17 protein-coding genes are annotated in these 17,774 nt (G+C 34.9%); 16 read left to right on the top strand and 1 reads right to left on the bottom strand.

The window, feature by feature from the left end:
• Positions 1 to 42 precede the first annotated feature (42 nt).
• Entirely contained in the window at positions 43 to 822 is a 780-nt protein-coding gene (locus ACUXV2_RS18240; protein ID WP_446244567.1) for an SGNH/GDSL hydrolase family protein, read from the bottom strand.
• A 198-nt stretch (positions 823 to 1,020) separates the two neighbouring features.
• On the opposite strand from ACUXV2_RS18240, the gene ACUXV2_RS18235 reads away from it, so the two are divergent.
• The 16 genes from ACUXV2_RS18235 (at position 1,021) to ACUXV2_RS18160 (ending at position 17,747) form a co-directional block, all read left to right on the top strand.
• Positions 1,021 to 1,764, top strand: a complete 744-nt coding sequence (locus ACUXV2_RS18235) for a YveK family protein (RefSeq protein ID WP_446244566.1) — start codon at positions 1,021 to 1,023, stop codon at positions 1,762 to 1,764.
• Positions 1,765 to 1,789: 25 nt separating this feature from the next.
• On the top strand, positions 1,790 to 2,461 hold the full coding sequence (locus ACUXV2_RS18230) for a CpsD/CapB family tyrosine-protein kinase (protein WP_446247107.1): 672 nt from the start codon (positions 1,790 to 1,792) through the stop codon (positions 2,459 to 2,461).
• Between the two features lie 112 nt (positions 2,462 to 2,573).
• On the top strand, positions 2,574 to 3,338 hold the full coding sequence (locus ACUXV2_RS18225; protein ID WP_446244565.1) for a tyrosine-protein phosphatase: 765 nt from the start codon (positions 2,574 to 2,576) through the stop codon (positions 3,336 to 3,338).
• Between the two features lie 381 nt (positions 3,339 to 3,719).
• Entirely contained in the window at positions 3,720 to 5,051 is a 1,332-nt protein-coding gene (locus ACUXV2_RS18220; protein ID WP_446244564.1) for a UDP-glucose dehydrogenase family protein, read from the top strand.
• Positions 5,052 to 5,072: 21 nt separating this feature from the next.
• On the top strand, positions 5,073 to 5,963 hold the full coding sequence (gene galU, locus ACUXV2_RS18215) for a UTP--glucose-1-phosphate uridylyltransferase GalU (protein ID WP_446244563.1): 891 nt from the start codon (positions 5,073 to 5,075) through the stop codon (positions 5,961 to 5,963).
• 15 nt (positions 5,964 to 5,978) lie between these two features.
• Positions 5,979 to 6,653 (top strand): sugar transferase, encoded by a 675-nt coding sequence (locus ACUXV2_RS18210; RefSeq protein ID WP_446244562.1) that lies wholly within the window; start codon positions 5,979 to 5,981, stop codon positions 6,651 to 6,653.
• A 15-nt stretch (positions 6,654 to 6,668) separates the two neighbouring features.
• Complete coding sequence (fcl, locus tag ACUXV2_RS18205) at positions 6,669 to 7,610, top strand: GDP-L-fucose synthase (RefSeq protein ID WP_446244561.1); 942 nt, start codon at positions 6,669 to 6,671, stop codon at positions 7,608 to 7,610.
• A 25-nt stretch (positions 7,611 to 7,635) separates the two neighbouring features.
• Positions 7,636 to 8,715: a GDP-mannose 4,6-dehydratase gene (gmd, locus tag ACUXV2_RS18200; protein WP_446244560.1), complete on the top strand. Its 1,080-nt coding sequence runs from the start codon at positions 7,636 to 7,638 to the stop codon at positions 8,713 to 8,715.
• A 35-nt stretch (positions 8,716 to 8,750) separates the two neighbouring features.
• Complete coding sequence (locus tag ACUXV2_RS18195) at positions 8,751 to 10,136, top strand: O-antigen polymerase (protein WP_446244559.1); 1,386 nt, start codon at positions 8,751 to 8,753, stop codon at positions 10,134 to 10,136.
• A 48-nt stretch (positions 10,137 to 10,184) separates the two neighbouring features.
• Positions 10,185 to 11,540, top strand: a complete 1,356-nt coding sequence (locus ACUXV2_RS18190; protein ID WP_446244558.1) for a lipid II flippase MurJ — start codon at positions 10,185 to 10,187, stop codon at positions 11,538 to 11,540.
• Positions 11,541 to 11,545: 5 nt separating this feature from the next.
• Positions 11,546 to 12,433, top strand: coding sequence for a GT-D fold domain-containing protein (locus tag ACUXV2_RS18185; protein ID WP_446244557.1), 888 nt, complete (start codon positions 11,546 to 11,548; stop codon positions 12,431 to 12,433).
• 32 nt (positions 12,434 to 12,465) lie between these two features.
• A complete protein-coding gene (locus ACUXV2_RS18180) occupies positions 12,466 to 13,392 on the top strand; it encodes a sugar transferase (RefSeq protein ID WP_446244556.1) in 927 nt (308 codons plus the stop codon).
• Between the two features lie 4 nt (positions 13,393 to 13,396).
• Positions 13,397 to 14,479 (top strand): glycosyltransferase, encoded by a 1,083-nt coding sequence (locus ACUXV2_RS18175; RefSeq protein ID WP_446244555.1) that lies wholly within the window; start codon positions 13,397 to 13,399, stop codon positions 14,477 to 14,479.
• A complete protein-coding gene (locus tag ACUXV2_RS18170; RefSeq protein ID WP_446244554.1) occupies positions 14,476 to 15,042 on the top strand; it encodes a WcaF family extracellular polysaccharide biosynthesis acetyltransferase in 567 nt (188 codons plus the stop codon). Before ACUXV2_RS18175 ends, ACUXV2_RS18170 begins: the two co-directional genes overlap by 4 nt.
• Positions 15,039 to 16,286 carry a glycosyltransferase family 4 protein gene (locus ACUXV2_RS18165; protein ID WP_446244553.1) on the top strand — a complete coding sequence of 416 codons (1,248 nt, stop codon included), beginning with the start codon at positions 15,039 to 15,041 and terminating at the stop codon, positions 16,284 to 16,286. Before ACUXV2_RS18170 ends, ACUXV2_RS18165 begins: the two co-directional genes overlap by 4 nt.
• 72 nt (positions 16,287 to 16,358) lie before the next feature.
• Complete coding sequence (locus ACUXV2_RS18160; RefSeq protein ID WP_446244552.1) at positions 16,359 to 17,747, top strand: sugar phosphate nucleotidyltransferase; 1,389 nt, start codon at positions 16,359 to 16,361, stop codon at positions 17,745 to 17,747.
• The last annotated feature ends 27 nt before the right edge of the window (positions 17,748 to 17,774 follow it).

Genomic DNA, 17,774 nt, shown 5'->3' with positions numbered 1-17,774 from the left:
TATTAACCAGTAAGAGTGAACGATACTATATTGTACAGCCTATCAAGAAGGATCATGGATAAAGTAATCGGCCAGATACCCTGCCCAAAGCTCATGTCCTTCTTCATTGGGGCTTTCCTGTGATGGGAGGAGATACTCATCTAGCGCCTCTTCTTCAGGCCATTCTTTCCAGTGGTCCAAATAGGTAAAGGCATTTTCCTCTGCAAAGACCTTTAAGTATTCGACCTGTTTAGGGTAGTAAGTCGCTCCGGCAATCGGATATGAAGGCTGGAGGATTAATTCCACACGATTGTTTTTCTCTTTAAGGTCCTCGTAAAAGATCAAGATGCTTTCTTGATTTCTTTCGTAAGGGACTCCGATGGAATTATCGTTCAATGTAAAAGGTTCGAATAATACCAGGCCAGGTTGAAATGCCAGAACGCTTTCATACATTTCACTGTCAATAAATTGCACGGAAGTTGTATCGCTTTGAAAAATCGTTACTTCAACCTTATCTTCAAAAGCAGATGAGAGCTTTTCCGCCAACTGTTCGCTCCATCCATCTTCTTCGGATCCCAAAGCAGATGATCCAACAAGAGCAATCTTATATACTTTCCCGTTTTTCATTTGTTCCTTGAAATGTTCCTGCGCATTTACCGGCCAGTTGGTGATGAGAGCATCCCCTTGAACATCTTCATTATAATTCACGGCAGCTTCCTTCGTGACATTACTTGCTGCAGGAGCTGAAGGAGATCCTGTAATTCGCTCCTGCCAATATCGGTTACCTATGATAAGAAGAGATATACAAATAATAGCGAATACGACCAATAAAACATTCTTCAATAAGAGAAGCCTCCTTTGTAAAAAAATATGAAATACTTTCCAATATTGTAATTGTTCTTTTCATTTACAAGATTTTGTAGTTTAATAGATAAGTATGGAGTCAATATTACAATTATATTAAAATTATGACAAGAAAGTGCCGAAATTACAACAAGATTCGCCATTATTTACATATTTTTCTTATATTAGGAGGAACTCATGGAAGAAACAATCAGCCTGCGCGAGTTAATGGAAACATTGCAAAAGCGCATCAGACTTATCATTCTGATTACCCTAACGGCCGTTTTGGTCAGTGGTGCGGTAAGTTTTTTTCTTTTAACCCCGGTTTATCAATCATCCACCCAGCTTTTGGTCAATCAATCAAAGTCGGAACAGCCTGCCTATAATCCCGGCGAAATCCAAACAAACTTACAGTTGATCAATACGTATACGGTCATCATCAAAAGTCCGGCCATCCTGGAAAAAGTCATTGCAGATGCCGATTTGAATATGGATGTTTCTCAGTTGAACAGTAAAATTACGGTTGGCAGTGAAAATGAATCCCAAGTGATGAACCTGTCTGTACAAGATACGGATCCGAAAAAAGCTGCGACAATCGCGAATATGACAGCAGAAGTATTTCAAAAAGAAATCCCAAACATCATGAACGTCGATAACGTAAGTATCCTCGCGAAAGCGGAAGTGGGAGAGAAACAATCCCCAATCAAACCGAAGCCCTATTTGAACATCGCCATTGCAGCGGTAGTCGGCATGATGATAGGAGTAGGCTTGGCCTTCCTATTGGAATTCCTTGATAATACGGTCAAAACAGAGCAAGAAGTGGAAAAACTCCTTGGCCTCCCTGTGCTTGGTTCCATCGCGAAGATTTCAGAACAAGATGAAAAGAAGTCAGCCGGCCGCACTGAACGAAATTCACGAGTGAGAGGTGAGAAAGTTGGCTAATAGCAAGAAATTAAAGAAACTGATGATGGCGACCAAAAGGAAGCTCATTACGAAGACAGACCCCAAATCACCTATTTCAGAACAATACAAAACGATTCGTACGAATATCAATTTCTCATCGGTTGACCGCGATTTGCGGTCGATCATGGTTTCTTCATCGGGACCGGGGGAAGGGAAGTCGACGACGGCAGCGAACCTTGCCGTGGTATTCGCCCAGCAGGGGAAAAGCGTCCTTCTCGTCGATGCGGATATGCGCAAGCCGACTGCTCATTATACCTTTAACCTGACGAACACATTCGGTTTCACGACGGTGTTGACGAGGCAGAAGACTTTACGGGAAGTGGTGCATCCATCCGATGTCGATCATCTCGATCTTCTTACTTGTGGTCCAGTGCCGCCAAACCCGGCTGAGCTGTTGAGCTCACGTTCAATGGAAGAGTTCCTGGTTGATGCCTATGGGGATTACGACTTGATCATCTTTGACACGCCGCCTGTCCTTGCCGTGACGGATGCACAAGTGCTTGCAAATCAATGCGACGGGACCGTCCTGGTGATAAGTTCAGGAACGACGGAAATCGAAAGCGCGCAAAAAGCAAAAGACCTTCTCCAGGCGACAAAAGGAAAGCTCTTGGGAGTGGTCCTGAATAACCGTGAAGTGAAGGATACAAGCTACTACTATTATTATGGAAAAAAATAACATTTAAAAAGTGTCGATTCGACAAAATTCGTCCATTTACAAAAATACCTAGTGTAGTAAAATAGTAGACATTGATATGACTAAAGAATTAGTAATAAGGAGGAAAATGGTAATGATTGATATACATAGTCACATACTTCCGGGAATCGATGACGGCGCGAAGACTATGAAGGACAGCTTAGATATGGCCAGACTTGCTGTATCGGAAGGGATCCATACGATCATTGCCACTCCTCATAACAATGATTCTTACGATAACCTGAAGTCGGACATCCTGCCATTGGTAGATCAGTTAAATGATCAGTTGAGGAGAGAAGAGATCGACCTGCAGGTTTTACCGGGTCAGGAATGCCGAATTTATGGAGAAATCATCGAAGATTATAAAAGTGGGCATATTTTAACGTTAAATCAATATACTCAATATATCTTTGTGGAATTCCCATCCAACTCCGTACCCAGATACGCGGATCGGTTATTCTATGATATACAGAACGAAGGGCTGGTACCTGTCATCGTGCATCCAGAGCGGAATGCCGAGCTGACCGCCCGTCCGGATAAATTGTACAACCTCGTGAAGAACGGGGCTGCCACCCAAATCACCGCATCCAGCCTGATCGGCTACTTCGGCAAGAACATCCAGAAGTTCACAAGACAGCTAATCGAAGCGAACCTTACGCATTTCATTGCATCCGATGCACATAATATCAGCAATCGCACATTTAAGATGAATGAAGCCATGGATTACATAGAGGATAAATACGGAACCGACATGGTTTACTATTTCACAGAAAACGCAGAGTTATTGGTAGATGGAATGAATATTTATAAAGAAATTCCAGAGAAGGTTAAAAAGAAAAAATTCCTGGGGATTTTTTAATAAGTAAGCTAAATAGTTTTAAGGTCCTAATGTACTATTGTCGTTGGTAGTGAGTAGTTGGAATCATGCATACAAACAACAATAGATATTTTGGGAATGTCTCCTTTCCATTATCAATGGAGGCACTCGGTCACGCCGTGGGTGAAGAGGAAACTTCGCCTTAGACGCTCGTCGTCAGGGGCGTGATGTGAGGAAGGGTTAGATGCCCACAATTACTATTTTAAAAGACACAAGTAAGGAAAAACAATGAAAACGCTTTATGTAATTGATGGTTATGATTCCAACTGGATACCTAATGAAAGAACATTTGGAAATTGTGTTTTTTCATTAGGTATTTATTATGTCGTTAGACTGAAAATAGGAGAGAAAGAGGAGAATGATATGAATATCGCAGTTGTCGGTACAGGGTACGTTGGTTTGGTTACAGGGACTTGTTTATCTGAGATTGGCCATCACGTGACGTGTATAGATATAGATGAAGAAAAAGTGAACAGATTGAGGCGAGGCATTTCTCCTATTTATGAGCCAGGATTAGATGAACTGATGAAGAAGAATTCAGGAGCAGGTCGCTTATTCTTTACGACCAATCACTCAGAAGCATTCCAGAAAGCTGAAGTGATCTACATAGCCGTGGGTACTCCGGAAAAAGAAGATGGATCCGCAAATCTGTCGTTTGTCGAACAGGTTGCCATTGATATTGCCACAAACATCCAGAGCAATGTGATTGTTGTGACAAAAAGTACGGTACCGGTTGGAACGAATCACTGGATTAAAGAAACGATCCAAAAGAATCTGGTACATCCTGTTCAAATTGATATCGTTTCAAATCCGGAATTCCTTCGCGAAGGATCAGCAATCTACGATTCATTCAACGGAGATCGAATTATCGTTGGTGCTGATAACCCAAAGGCAGCCGATGTCATTGAAGAGATTAATAAACCGTATGGCATCCCGGTATTTAAAACGGATATACGCAGTGCGGAAATGATTAAGTATGCAGCGAATGCCTTCCTGGCTACAAAAATCAGCTTTATCAATGAAATATCTAACATTTGTGAAAGAGTGGAAGCAAATGTTGAGGATGTAGCCGTCGGTATGGGGATGGACAACCGAATCGGTTCTCAGTTCTTAAATGCAGGGATCGGTTACGGTGGGTCATGTTTCCCTAAGGATACGAAAGCCCTTGTGCAGATTGCAGGTAATGTGGAGTATGACTTCGAACTGTTAAAAGGTGTTATCGAAGTGAATAAAAAACAGCAAAGCATCCTGTTGAATAAATTGCAAGAGCGATTTGAAAGTCTGGAAGGTAAAAAGATTGCTGTATTAGGATTGGCATTTAAACCAAATACAGATGACATGAGGGAAGCTGCTTCCATTCCCATGACAAATCACCTGGTAAGCATGGGAGCACAGGTAGTTGCTTATGATCCTGTGGCAATGAATCATGCAAAAAAATTCATCAACTCAAAAGTTAATTTTGCTTCATCTATAAACGAGGCGTTGCAAGATGCAGATGCAGCCTTAATTCTTACAGAGTGGTCTGAATTCAAAGACCTAAATATAGAAACGTTCAAAGGTAACATGAAACGACCTATCATCTTTGACGGTCGCAATTGCTACGACATTGAAGTGATGAAAGAGTCTAATATTGAGTACTATTCCATGGGCAGACCAGCAGTAAATAGTAAAGAGAGAGAAAAAGCTGGCGTATAAAATCTAGAGGGGGCCAACAAAATGAAAAAAGTAAGAAAAGCCATTATTCCAGCAGCAGGGTTAGGAACTCGCTTCTTACCTGCTACAAAAGCCATGCCGAAAGAAATGCTTCCAATCGTAGACAAACCAACTATTCAATACATAGTAGAGGAAGCGATCGCTTCAGGCATAGAAGACATCATTATCGTAACTGGGAAAGGCAAGCGTGCAATCGAAGATCACTTCGATCTTGCACCTGAACTAGAAAGAAACCTTGCAGAAAAAGGAAAGCTTGACCTGTTGGAGAAAGTACAACACTCAAGTAACTTAGTAAACATTCATTATATCCGTCAAAAAGAACCAAAAGGATTGGGTCATGCTGTTTGGTGTGCAAGAAACTTCATAGGGGACGAGCCATTTGCTGTATTACTAGGTGATGACATTGTAGTAAGTGATACTCCTTGTGTAAAGCAGCTTATCAATCAATATGAAGATACAGGATCTTCAGTGATCGGGGTACAGACTGTAGAAGATAATCAAACTCATCGATACGGTATCATTGATCCGGTTACGATCGAAGGCAGAAGATATCAAGTTAGAAACTTCGTTGAAAAGCCGGCAATGGGAACTGCTCCATCTAACTTAGCCATCATGGGCCGTTACTTATTAACCCCGGAAATCTTTGAACTCCTTGAAAACCAAGAATCCGGTGCTGGTGGAGAAATTCAATTAACAGATGCGATTCAAAAATTAAATGAGACACAAAGGGTATACGCTTATGACTTTGAAGGCAAGCGTTATGACGTCGGCGAAAAGGTAGGATTTGTGAAAACAACCATCGATTTTGCGCTAGAACATGAAGAAATTCGCGATTCTATCCTAGAGTATATGGGTTCCTTAGTAGAGGAAAACAAAAAAATAGAAATGAAGTAAAGGCAGGTAAAGTAGATGGCAAACCTAGCTGAACAAGATTTTTTATATACTCAATCTGGTGCGAAGGTTCAAGTGAAGGATTCAAGATTCTATCTAACTCAAAAAAGGCTTATTGATGTCGTTGGAGCTTTAATGGGTATTTGTTTACTCAGTGGGCTATTTTTAATTGTAGCCATTTTTATAAAATTGGAAGATCCAAAAGGGCCGATATTCTTCACTCAAAAAAGAGTCGGGAAAAATGGCAGAGAGTTTAATATGTATAAGTTCCGCTCAATGGTTGCTGATGCAGAAGATCGTTTAGTTGAACTACTAAAGCATAACGAAACAACAGGGGCTATGTTCAAGATGAAGAATGATCCCCGTGTCACAAAAATCGGTCGATTCATTCGCAAAACAAGCATTGATGAACTTCCTCAGTTATTTAACGTGCTAAAGGGTGAAATGAGTTTAGTTGGCCCAAGACCACCTTTAACTAGAGAAGTGTTGGAGTATACAAACTATGATAAACAACGATTAATGGTGACGCCTGGCTGTACTGGATTATGGCAGGTCAGTGGAAGGAGCAATATAGGCTTTACAGAAATGGTAGAATTAGATTTGCAGTATATAAGAAAACGAAATACCTGGATTGATGTAAAGATTATCTTCAAAACAGTGTTACTATTATTTGGTTCGAAAAATGCTTATTAAATGTGGGGGTCAACCATGAGAAAAGATTCTAAGATTTATGTTGCAGGACACAGAGGATTAGTTGGTTCTGCTATTCTAAGAAAATTAAAATCTGAAGGTTATACAAATCTTCTATATAGAACGAGTAAAGAGCTGGATTTAAGAGACAAAGGTCAAGTTGATCAGTTTTTCCAAGAAGAAAATCCTGAATACGTATTCCTGGCAGCTGCAAAAGTTGGTGGAATCGTTGCAAACAATGAATACCCAGCTGATTTCATTAGAGACAACATATTAATACAAACGAATGTGATTGAGGCCTCTCATCGAAATAATGTAGAAAAACTATTATTCCTAGGGAGCACTTGTATCTACCCTAAAATGGCTCCTCAACCCCTAAAAGAAGAATATCTTCTTACCGGAGAACTAGAGCCTACCAATGAACCATATGCTATTGCAAAAATAGCGGGAATTAAGATGTGTGAATCCTACAACCGCCAATATGGTACAAAATACATATCAGCCATGCCTACAAACTTGTATGGTGAAAATGATAATTTCGATCTGCAAACTTCTCACGTATTACCAGCATTACTTCGTAAGTTCCATGAAGCGAAAGAGACAAACGCTTCATTTGTGGAAATGTGGGGAACAGGTACCCCTAAACGTGAATTCCTATATTCAGACGATTTAGCCGATGCATGTCTATTCCTTATGGAAAACTATGAAGGTAATGAAATTGTGAATATTGGTGTAGGTGAAGACATCGCAATTAAAGAATTAGGTGAAAAAATTAAAGCTGTAGTGGGATATGAAGGAGACATTCAATTCGATACTACAAAGCCAGATGGAACACCACGTAAGTTAGTGGATGTTACAAAAATAAATTCTTTAGGATGGAAAGCTACTACTTCACTTGAAGAAGGTTTGCAAAAAGCATACAAATGGTTTTTAGAAAATGAATTAACTACTACAAAATAATAGTTGAAACTGATGGAGGACTAACATGAAAAAAGCATTAATAACCGGAGTAACAGGACAAGATGGATCATATCTAGCAGAGCTTTTACTTGAAAAAGGATATGAAGTACACGGTATTATCCGCCGTAGTTCTTCTTATAATCAAGAACGATTAGAAGATATTATGTCTGCAGATGAAGCTGATGAATTGTTAAATAACGGAAATTTTCACTTGCATTATGGAGATATAACGGATGCATTAAATGTTACCCGTATAATTGGTGAAATCCAACCAGATGAAATCTATAACTTGGCAGCTCAATCACATGTTCGGGTTTCTTTTGATATGCCCGGATACACTCTTGATGTTGATGCCAAGGGTACTTTAAATATATTAGAAGCAGTCCGTATTTTAGGGTTAACTGATAAGACCCGAATTTATCAAGCATCAACTTCTGAACTCTATGGTAAAGTTCAAGAAGTACCTCAAAAAGAGACAACACCATTCTATCCAAGGTCTCCATACGGAGTAGCCAAAATTTATGGATTCTGGATTACAAAAAATTATCGTGAGTCTTATAATATGTTTGCGGTAAACGGGATTCTATTTAATCATGAATCTGAACGCCGTGGTGAAACATTTGTTACTCGTAAAATCACTTTAGCTGCAGCTCGTATAGCTCAAGGAAAACAAGAAAAATTAACATTAGGTAACTTAGATTCCCTTCGTGACTGGGGATACGCAAAAGATTATGTTGAATGTATGTGGTTGATTCTTCAACATGACAAACCTGAAGACTTTGTGATTGCTACAGGTGAGATGCATACTGTGCGAGAGTTTGTTGAATTGGCGTTTAAGCATGTAGGAATTGAAGTTGAGTGGACTGGAGAAGGAAATAAAGAAAAGGGTATAAGTAAGGAAACTGGGGAAGTTGTTGTAGAGGTTGACCCTAAGTTTTTTAGACCAGCAGAAGTAGATCAGTTATTAGGAGATCCTACTAAAGCAAAAGAGTTGTTAGGTTGGAATCCAGTAAATACTTCTTTTGATAAGTTAGTAAAAATCATGGTAGAAAGTGATCTGGAAAAGGTTCTAAACGAAGGGAAAATCAAACTTTCATTCGATTAAAGCAAAAAGAACCTTTAATATAAAGGAGTAAGAAAATGGTATCATTTTTAAAGCTATTGAATATGTTACTAATAGTAATGTTCTTTATCTCTTTTAAAAAATTAAAAAAAAGCAATAATGGTTTTTCCCCAATTTTTGGGTTTTTAATGGGTGTAATTTATTTTATTTTATTCCCTTTTACCTTATTAACTTTTATAGAAAGTTTTAAAGTTAATCCATTATCTGGAGCCAAAGGTGTTTGGTCTTCTGTTGACTTAAATAATCCTGTTTTTCACTATCCCTATTTTGTTATTTGGACTGTCCTATTTTTAATAAGTTTAATTATTATTATTTATCCTTTCAAAACTAAGGAATCGAATAGTGAATTCTTATTACAAGCTTTTGAAAAAAATATTACAAAAATAAAATTTATACTAGTTATCTCAATTTTAATTCAGTCTATCGATTGGGGAGTTGTAATAATTGAATTCGGAGGGATATCTGGATACTTTGGCCATCATTGGTATATGAGAAATGACCTTATGTTTAATACGTATGGTTCTTTATATGTTATTTTTGTAAAAATAATCCATTCAAATAAACTGATTTTTACAGGAACATCTATACTTCTTACTCTTTATATTACTCTTAAATACAAAAAAATAAATTTACTTACTAATCCTTTATTGCTTACTTCAGTAGTATTTCATTTATTGATAGTTGTAATAACAGGGAACAGAATTTATTTTGCTATATATCTTTTATTTGTTTTTGCTAATTTTATATTGTTAAATGTTTATAAACCAATATATAAACTGTTAATACTTTCTCCAGTTGTATTATTTATATTTAGTGCTTGGTCTTATACACGATCATCGTTGACTAATTTAGATACTGCTGTAAATAATTATGTTCAGGTATTTAGTGATTTTGAGTATGCTATAGTAAGTATGTTATTTGATATCAGCGAAGGGGCTAACATTCTTGCTGCCTTCCATATTATAAAAGATTACGGTAAAGTATTTGAATTGCTTAATGGATTAACTTTTTTAAAGGTGATTTATCCAATTTTTCCTGATTTTATTGAAAAAGTGGATTCCTTTACTGTTATAGCTGGAAGAATATATGAACCAGGTACAAATTTAAGTCTTAACTCTACGATGGTTGCTGAGTTTTATGCTAATTTTGGTACATGGTCATTAATCCTAATTCCGATGTTAACCCTAATTATTGTACTTATAAGTAAATATGTTAATTTTTATTCTTCTCCAATTCTTGCAATTATGCTGTGTGAAGTTTTTCTATGGTCTGTAAGATCTGTTTTCTCAGATAATTTTATATCAATGATAATAGTTGCATTTCTTCTAACCCTAGAGATACTTTTTTATAATTTATTGTTAACTATTAGTAACAGGAAAGCTCGAGAACGAAGAATAGCTTAATGGCTAAAATGTAAATTATTCTAATTAAGAGAAAGAAGAAATAATTTTATGAAAAAGTTATATAGTATTGCAGGCTTAATAATGTTATTTGCATTATTAAGCCGTTTTTTTGGATTTCTTAGAGAATTGCTAATTAGTTTTTATTTTGGTACAACTCTCTTTGCGGATATGTTTTATATTGTATCTTCAATACCCTTGGTATTTTACACAGGGTATAGTTTAGCATTTTCAAATGCTTTTATTCCTAACTATCATAAGTCTAAAGAAAAGAAGACAACTTTTTATTCTTCGATGTTATTAATGTTTATTCTAAGTTTAATAGTCAGCATGATATTGACATTTTTTCCTATGCAAATTTTAAGTATTATGGCACCAGGAATATCTTTAGGCGATATTCTTGAATATAAAGTCGCTGTGAGGATTGTTGCGTTACAGATTTTCTTTATTGGTTTTAACGGGGTTATTAATGCCTTCTTTAATGCTGAGGAAAAATATTTTCTACCTTCATTGATGAACATGATATTTTCATTTGCAGTAGCAATAGTAATTTTTATATTTAACGATTCATCAATTAACCATATATTCATAGGAATAACAATTATCTATATAATTCAATTTGTGGCACAATTAGTTATTGTCTTTCCTCTAATAAAGAAAAAGTTATTGGGGATATCAAAGCTAAGTCTTAGTATAGCTTGGAATCAATTTAAAGATAGTTTAATAATTTTTTCTAGTATCTCATTATCTCAAATAAATTATTTTGTCGATAGAGCACTGGCTTCAACATTATTTATTGGTGCTCTTTCTTCTGTGAACTACGTTCACAAGTTAAATGGTTTTCTTATTGGAATATTCGGATTAATAATTTCAAATCTGATATATCCTTATATATCACGTTCTATTAATATTAATGATAAAGGGAAGAAAACAAATTCCAAAATTGATAAATTTGTATATGGACTTTTATTGGTAGTTGTTCCGACCATGATAGGATTGTCATTACAAAGTGAGAATGTTGTGAAGTTTCTATTCGGTTATGGAGAATTCAATACTTCGGACCTGAAAAATGTTTCTAATGCTTTTTCAATAATAATACTTGGCACAGGATTTTATGTTTTAAAAGATCTTTACAATTATATATTATTTGCATTCTCTAAACATAGGCTTGTATTTTTTACAAGCTTATTATCAGTAGGTACCAATGTTGCATTAAATTTCATTCTAATTAAATCTTATGCGCTAAATGGTTTAATGTTTTCTACCTTAGCCTCTTACTGTGTCGCTGTCCTTTTAAATTTAATAATTATTGGAAAAGAGAATATCGAATTTTTATCGATTAGAAATCATGTATATATATTTATTTTAATGCTTATTATTATTTCGTTTATATTATTGAGAGGGTGAAGGATATGATAGATAAACTTAGAAACAAATTTTATAAAAAAGTACTCAAAACTACAGGACAATATAATGCCAATGCTCTTAATAATAAAGAAGCTAACTTGAAAATTAGAGAAGCTATAGATGAAGCAAAACCTTTTATGGCCTCTAGGTTAGGATCAGTAGAACTCTCCTATATATATAGTTATTACAAGAAAGGTACTGCAACCAATAAGGTTAAATTACAAATGAATACCAATGCTGGTTTTTTTCCACCTTCGGATAATTATCTTACAAAATTTGCAGAATTATACTTTAGGGATGTTAATGACATAAACTTACTAGGAGTCTGGTATAACGAAGGGGAGAATGTAATTTTTAATAAATACAATAATATAGGTAATATTACGGAACTAAGAAATTTAGAGCCGTATTTCTCAGAAGTTCCTTGGTCTGCTTCGTTAAAGGGTAAGAGGGTTTTGGTAATTCATCCATTTGTTAACACTATCAATAAGCAATTTCAGAATCATAAACAACTATTTATGAATAAGAATGTATTGCCAGAATTTCATCTGAAGACTATTAAGGCAGTACAATCAATTTCAAATGAAAAAACAAATTTTGAAAACTGGTTTGAAGCTCTAGAACATATGAAAGAGCAAATAGATAATACAGAATATGATGTAGCAATAATAGGTGCAGGGGCGTATGGGCTTCCTTTAGCAGCACATATTAAACGAAGGAATAAAGTAGCAATACACTTAGGAGGAGCAACACAAATACTGTTCGGTATTAAAGGGAAACGATGGGATAATCATCCTGTAATTAGTGGCTTTTATAATGAATATTGGACAAGACCTAATACTGAAGAGGTACCAAGTGGTTTTCAAAATGTTGAAAAAGGTTGTTATTGGTAAAAATTTCTAGTTAATTATAAGGATGTGTACTTATGGATTTAGCTCCCATTATATTATTTTGTTATAACAGACCGGACTTGACTGCTAAGACACTATCGAGTTTAGAAAAAAATATTTTATCACCTCATTCCAATTTATATGTGTTTGTTGATGGTCCTAAACATATTAATGATAGGAAAAAAGTAGAGGAAACAGTTAAAGTTGTAAAAGGATACACTGGTTTTAAAACCATTAATATTAAAATCAGTTCTAAAAACCAAGGTTTGGCTAACTCTGTAATAAGTGGCGTTTCGGAAATAATAAAAAAGTATAAAAAAGTTATTGTTCTAGAGGATGACTTAATTACACATCCGCAATTTCTTAATTTTATGAATGATGCACTAGATTTTTATGAAACTGAAAAAAATATTTGGTCGATTTCAGGTTATTCCCCTTCGTTAAAATTCCCTTCAAACTATAAATATGATGTATACCTTACTAGAAGAGGAAGTTCGTGGGGGTGGGGGACTTGGGAAGATAAATGGATAGAAACTAAATGGAATTGGAATGTAAATGACTACGATTCTTTGTTTAAAAGTAGAAAAGAACTAAACAAGATTGGCCCTGATTTATTTTATCTTACTCATGATTTCAAAAGGGGGCTTATAGATTCATGGGCAATTAGATGGACAAATACACAGTTCTTAAAGGGTAAGTATAGTGTATTTCCACGATTTAGTTTCATTAAAAATGTTGGTTTTGAAGGCGAATCAACACATGGATCGATTAGTAAGAGATTTATAACGGAACTATATAAATCAGATATAAATTACAAGTTATATAATGTCCCTTATTTTGTTGAAGTTGAAAAGCTATATTCACAATTGTATAGTTTAACTTTAGTTAATATCATAGGAAACGTTTTAAAAAAATTGAACCTGTACAAATTCTCAAAAAAAATACTAAAAAAGATCAGGTGATGAAATGCGAATATTTGTTAATGCGACAGCTGCAACTCATGAAGGTGGTTTAAAATCAATAGTTGATCAATTTGTTAACGGTATTCCCGAGAATGATACAGATAATGAATATTATATTTTTATTAACCCTAAATATAAGCAAACTAATAAACCTTTCAATTGTAAGTTTATTGAAATAGAGGCCAAATCTGCATTGAAAAGGATTTACTGGGATTTATTTGGGATGAAGAGATGGTCTAGTAAAAATAATGTCAAGCCCGATAAAATTTTATCATTACAAAACACTGGCGTTAATTTTGATAATATTCAGCAATATATATATTTGCATACTCCGCTACCATTTGTAAGGTTTAATTGGAATATTTTAAGCAAAAAAGAGCGAGGTCTCTGGTTTTATAAACATTTATACCCATATTTTATCAAAAGTTCAATTAAAGGGAATACCTTTTTGATTGTACAAAGTACTTGGTTAAAAGAAGAGGTCTGTAAGTATTTTAATATAAACCCTTCTAGGGTCTTAATAAATATACCATCATATGACATTAATAACTTAAGAAACTTAAAAGAACCAAAAAAGACCCAAGAAAAATTATTCTTTTATCCTGCAGCCGACTATAAATACAAAAACCATGAAATAATAATAAATGCTCTATCTCTATTAAAGAATAGAAATCCAAAAAAATATAAAGAAATAAAAGTAGCTTTTACGTTAACTAGGAATTCATATGTATATAGGCTAGCATCAAAAGCTGGGGTGCTAGATAAAGTTGAGTTTTTGGGATTGCTAGATAAAACTGAAATGTACTCATTTTACTCTAGTTCAAATGCTGTTCTTTTTCCTAGTTATATTGAAACTTTTGGACTTCCACTTATTGAAGCAGCATCGTTTGGTAAGCAGATTTATTGTACTAGTGAAAAGTATGCGGATGAAGTAATTGGAGAGTATATTGGTGTTAAATTTATTGATGCTTTTGATACAGAAGCTTGGATGAAGATACTAGAAGAACCAACAAATTATTATAAGCCTTATAAAAATGATAACCAAGTAGATAGCTGGTCAGATTTATTTAGGAGAATGACCTCATGAAGAATAAAATAAATTTAAAAAATTATAATCAGAATAGTTATGATAGAGGAAAAAATGGTGCATTCGTTCTTATTTGGTGGTTTATACAGTCTACTTTTTTTAGGCTTTCTTTTCATAATATGTATAATTGGAGAAATATGATATTAAGGATGTTTGGTGCGAAGATTGGCAAGGGAGTAAAAGTTAGAGCTTCTGCAAAGTTTACTTATCCATGGAAAATAGAAGTAGGCGATAATTCTTGGATAGGTGATAATGTAAAATTGTATAGCCTTGATAATATTATTATTGGTTCTAATTGTGTAGTATCCCAAGAGTCATACTTGTGTACAGGTAGTCACGATATTATAGATCCCCATTTTAGTTTGGTAACTAAGCCAATAAATATTAAAGATGGAGCTTGGATTGCTAGTGATGTATTTATTTACCCTGGAGTAATTATTGGAGAGATGGGTGTAGCAGCAGCTAGAAGTACTGTTTTACACAATATTCCTTCTAATGAGATACATGCCGGATCCCCTGCTAGATATATAAAAAATAGGTTTAAGGAAGATGAATTGACTTGAATAAAAAAAAGATTGTATTTATAATAAATTATTTTTACCCTGATTACGCTTCAACTGGACAACTGATGACTGAATTGTGCATAAATTTACAAGCCGACTTTGATATTACAGTTATTGCAGCTCAACCGGGATATGCTGGAGAAAAACAAAGTAATAGAAGGTTGTTCGAAGAAGATTACCTAGAAAAAATAAAAATTATTAGAATACGTTTACCACAAGTGGATAAAACATCTAAGCTAAGTCGTATGAAATATATATTCTCCTACTTCTTATTAGCAAATATGGCCCTTATTAAAGAAAAAAATACTGATGCTGTCTATACTATATCTCAACCTCCTGTATTAGGTGGGCTAATAGGGACAATCGGGAAACTTATTAAGCGTTCAAAACACATTTACAATATTCAAGACTTTAATCCTGAACAAGCAATGGCTGTAAGTTATACAAACAAGCAGTTTATTTTTAATTGGGCTAAAAAAATCGATAAATTAAATTGCAGCTATTCAGATTGTGTAATTGTGGTAGGAAACGATATGAAACAAACTCTTCAAAAGCGCTTTGAAGGTAAAGATATTCCTAAACATGTAGTTATTAATAATTGGACAGATGAAGATGAAATTATACCACTTTCTAAAGATGAACCTAACATAAAATGTTTTTTAGAAGAACATGGATTAGAGGATAAATTCATCGTCATGTATTCTGGAAATATCGGTCTTTATTATGATTTGGAAAATATTATTAAAGTATCTCAGCATTTTAAAGAATATAAAGATCTTGCCTTTGTCTTTATAGGTGAAGGTGCTGTAAAGTCTGAAATGCAGTCGTATGTTGTAGATAATAATATCACAAACGTTCATTTCTTACCTTATCAACCAAAGGAATTTATCAAGTACTCTTTAAATACAGCAGACGTTCATTTAGTAGTCAATCAAAAGGGTATTAAGGGTGTATCTGTACCAAGTAAAATATATGGTGTAATGGCTGCGGGAAAACCGATTCTGGGAGTGTTGGAAAAAGATAGTGAAGCGGAAATTCTTATCTCAAAAAGTAATTGTGGACATATTGTAGAGCCTCAGAACTATGATGAAATTATTGAGAAAATAGAAGGTTTTTATCAAATGAATAAAAAAGATCTAGATGATCTAGGCAATAATGGTAGGGGTTATCTAGAAAAATATTTAAAACGAGAAATCTCTATTAATAAATACCGTGAGACATTACATGATGTTCTAGGATCATAATTAAATATCTTGTAGAAGAAAAGCAGACCAGATTTAATGGTTTGTTTTTTTGTGTGAAGGGAGAAATCTATTATGAAATTAGTATTGTTATCTGGGGGGTCAGGAAAGAGATTATGGCCCCTTTCAAATGATACACGTTCAAAACAATTCTTAAAGGTGTTAGAGAGTAATGAAGAAAAAAATCAATCGATGGTTCAAAGGGTATGGGGGCAACTGGAAACTGTAGAATTAAGTAACTCTGCAGTAATCGCAACTTCAAAAATGCAGCGTGACATGATTCATAGTCAATTAGGAACGAATGTACCGTTAATTATTGAACCAGAACGTAGAGATACATTTCCTGCTATCGCGTTAGCTGCTTCTTACCTTTATTCAGTAGAGAAGACATCCTTAGATGAGGTAATAGCAGTTCTGCCAGTTGACCCATACGTTGAAGATGAATTTTTTGAGAAAGTTAAAGAATTAGAGGAACTTTTAATAGAGTCAGCTGCTGATCTAGCTCTTATGGGAGTAACACCTACATATCCATCATCAAAATATGGATATATTGTACCAGAAAGTCAGAGTAATGAAATTTCCTTCAAAGTAGGAAGATTTACAGAAAAACCAAGTGAAGAAAAAGCAAAAACGTTAATTGAAATGAATGCTTTGTGGAACTGCGGTGTATTTGCTTTTCGTTTAGGCTATATCATTGATATTTTAAAAGAAAAAAACCTAAATACAGATTATGAATATTTAGGTCAAGAATATAATCAACTGCCTAAGATAAGCTTTGATTATGAAGTTGTAGAAAAAGCTAACCACATAGTTGCGTTGCCCTATGAGGGGGGGTGGAAGGATCTCGGTACTTGGAATACACTTACCGAAGAAATGGCGACAAATCAAATTGGTAAAGGAATCCTTGCAGAAGATAATGTAAACACTCACTTGGTTAATGAACTGGATATTCCAGTTACAGTGCTAGGTGCAAAGGATTTAATAGTGGCAGCGAGCCCAGATGGTATTCTTGTTGCTGATAAAGCTTCCAGTCCCAAGATTAAAGAGTATATCGGTGGTATTAACCAACCTCCGATGTACGAGGAACGGATCTGGGGATGGTCTAGAGTATTGGATTATGCCAGGTACGATGGTGGTCCAGAAATGGTAACAAAACGTATTTGTATACATGCTGGAAAAAATTCTAGCTATCATTATCATAACCTAAGAGATGAAGTATGGACGATTGTAAAAGGTGAAGGAGAATTGGCTTTAGATGATAACCTCACAAGAGTAAAAGCGGGAGATACAATTCATTTACCAGTTGGTAAGAAACATGGAATTAAGGCAATAACAGATTTAGAGTTTATTGAAGTCCAGTCAGGAGTAACGATTACTGAAGAGGACTTTACTCGCTTATTTTTCACTTGGGATGAGGTACTAACAAACTTCCAGTCTTCTAAGTCAAAGATGATTTCATATTAATAAAAATTAATTTTTGTAATAGGGTGA

It is taken from the genome of Rossellomorea sp. NS-SX7 (assembly GCF_052828565.1).
This window is presented reverse-complemented; position numbering and strand designations above follow the sequence as displayed.

Coding starts and splice junctions, on each gene's coding strand:
- ACUXV2_RS18235 (WP_446244566.1), top strand. CDS start 1,021: ATGGAAGAAACAATCAGCCTGCGCGAGTTAATGGAAACATTGCAAAAG.
- ACUXV2_RS18230 (WP_446247107.1), top strand. CDS start 1,790: ATGGCGACCAAAAGGAAGCTCATTACGAAGACAGACCCCAAATCACCT.
- ACUXV2_RS18225 (WP_446244565.1), top strand. CDS start 2,574: ATGATTGATATACATAGTCACATACTTCCGGGAATCGATGACGGCGCG.
- ACUXV2_RS18220 (WP_446244564.1), top strand. CDS start 3,720: ATGAATATCGCAGTTGTCGGTACAGGGTACGTTGGTTTGGTTACAGGG.
- galU (WP_446244563.1), top strand. CDS start 5,073: ATGAAAAAAGTAAGAAAAGCCATTATTCCAGCAGCAGGGTTAGGAACT.
- ACUXV2_RS18210 (WP_446244562.1), top strand. CDS start 5,979: ATGGCAAACCTAGCTGAACAAGATTTTTTATATACTCAATCTGGTGCG.
- fcl (WP_446244561.1), top strand. CDS start 6,669: ATGAGAAAAGATTCTAAGATTTATGTTGCAGGACACAGAGGATTAGTT.
- gmd (WP_446244560.1), top strand. CDS start 7,636: ATGAAAAAAGCATTAATAACCGGAGTAACAGGACAAGATGGATCATAT.
- ACUXV2_RS18195 (WP_446244559.1), top strand. CDS start 8,751: ATGGTATCATTTTTAAAGCTATTGAATATGTTACTAATAGTAATGTTC.
- ACUXV2_RS18190 (WP_446244558.1), top strand. CDS start 10,185: ATGAAAAAGTTATATAGTATTGCAGGCTTAATAATGTTATTTGCATTA.
- ACUXV2_RS18185 (WP_446244557.1), top strand. CDS start 11,546: ATGATAGATAAACTTAGAAACAAATTTTATAAAAAAGTACTCAAAACT.
- ACUXV2_RS18180 (WP_446244556.1), top strand. CDS start 12,466: ATGGATTTAGCTCCCATTATATTATTTTGTTATAACAGACCGGACTTG.
- ACUXV2_RS18175 (WP_446244555.1), top strand. CDS start 13,397: ATGCGAATATTTGTTAATGCGACAGCTGCAACTCATGAAGGTGGTTTA.
- ACUXV2_RS18170 (WP_446244554.1), top strand. CDS start 14,476: ATGAAGAATAAAATAAATTTAAAAAATTATAATCAGAATAGTTATGAT.
- ACUXV2_RS18160 (WP_446244552.1), top strand. CDS start 16,359: ATGAAATTAGTATTGTTATCTGGGGGGTCAGGAAAGAGATTATGGCCC.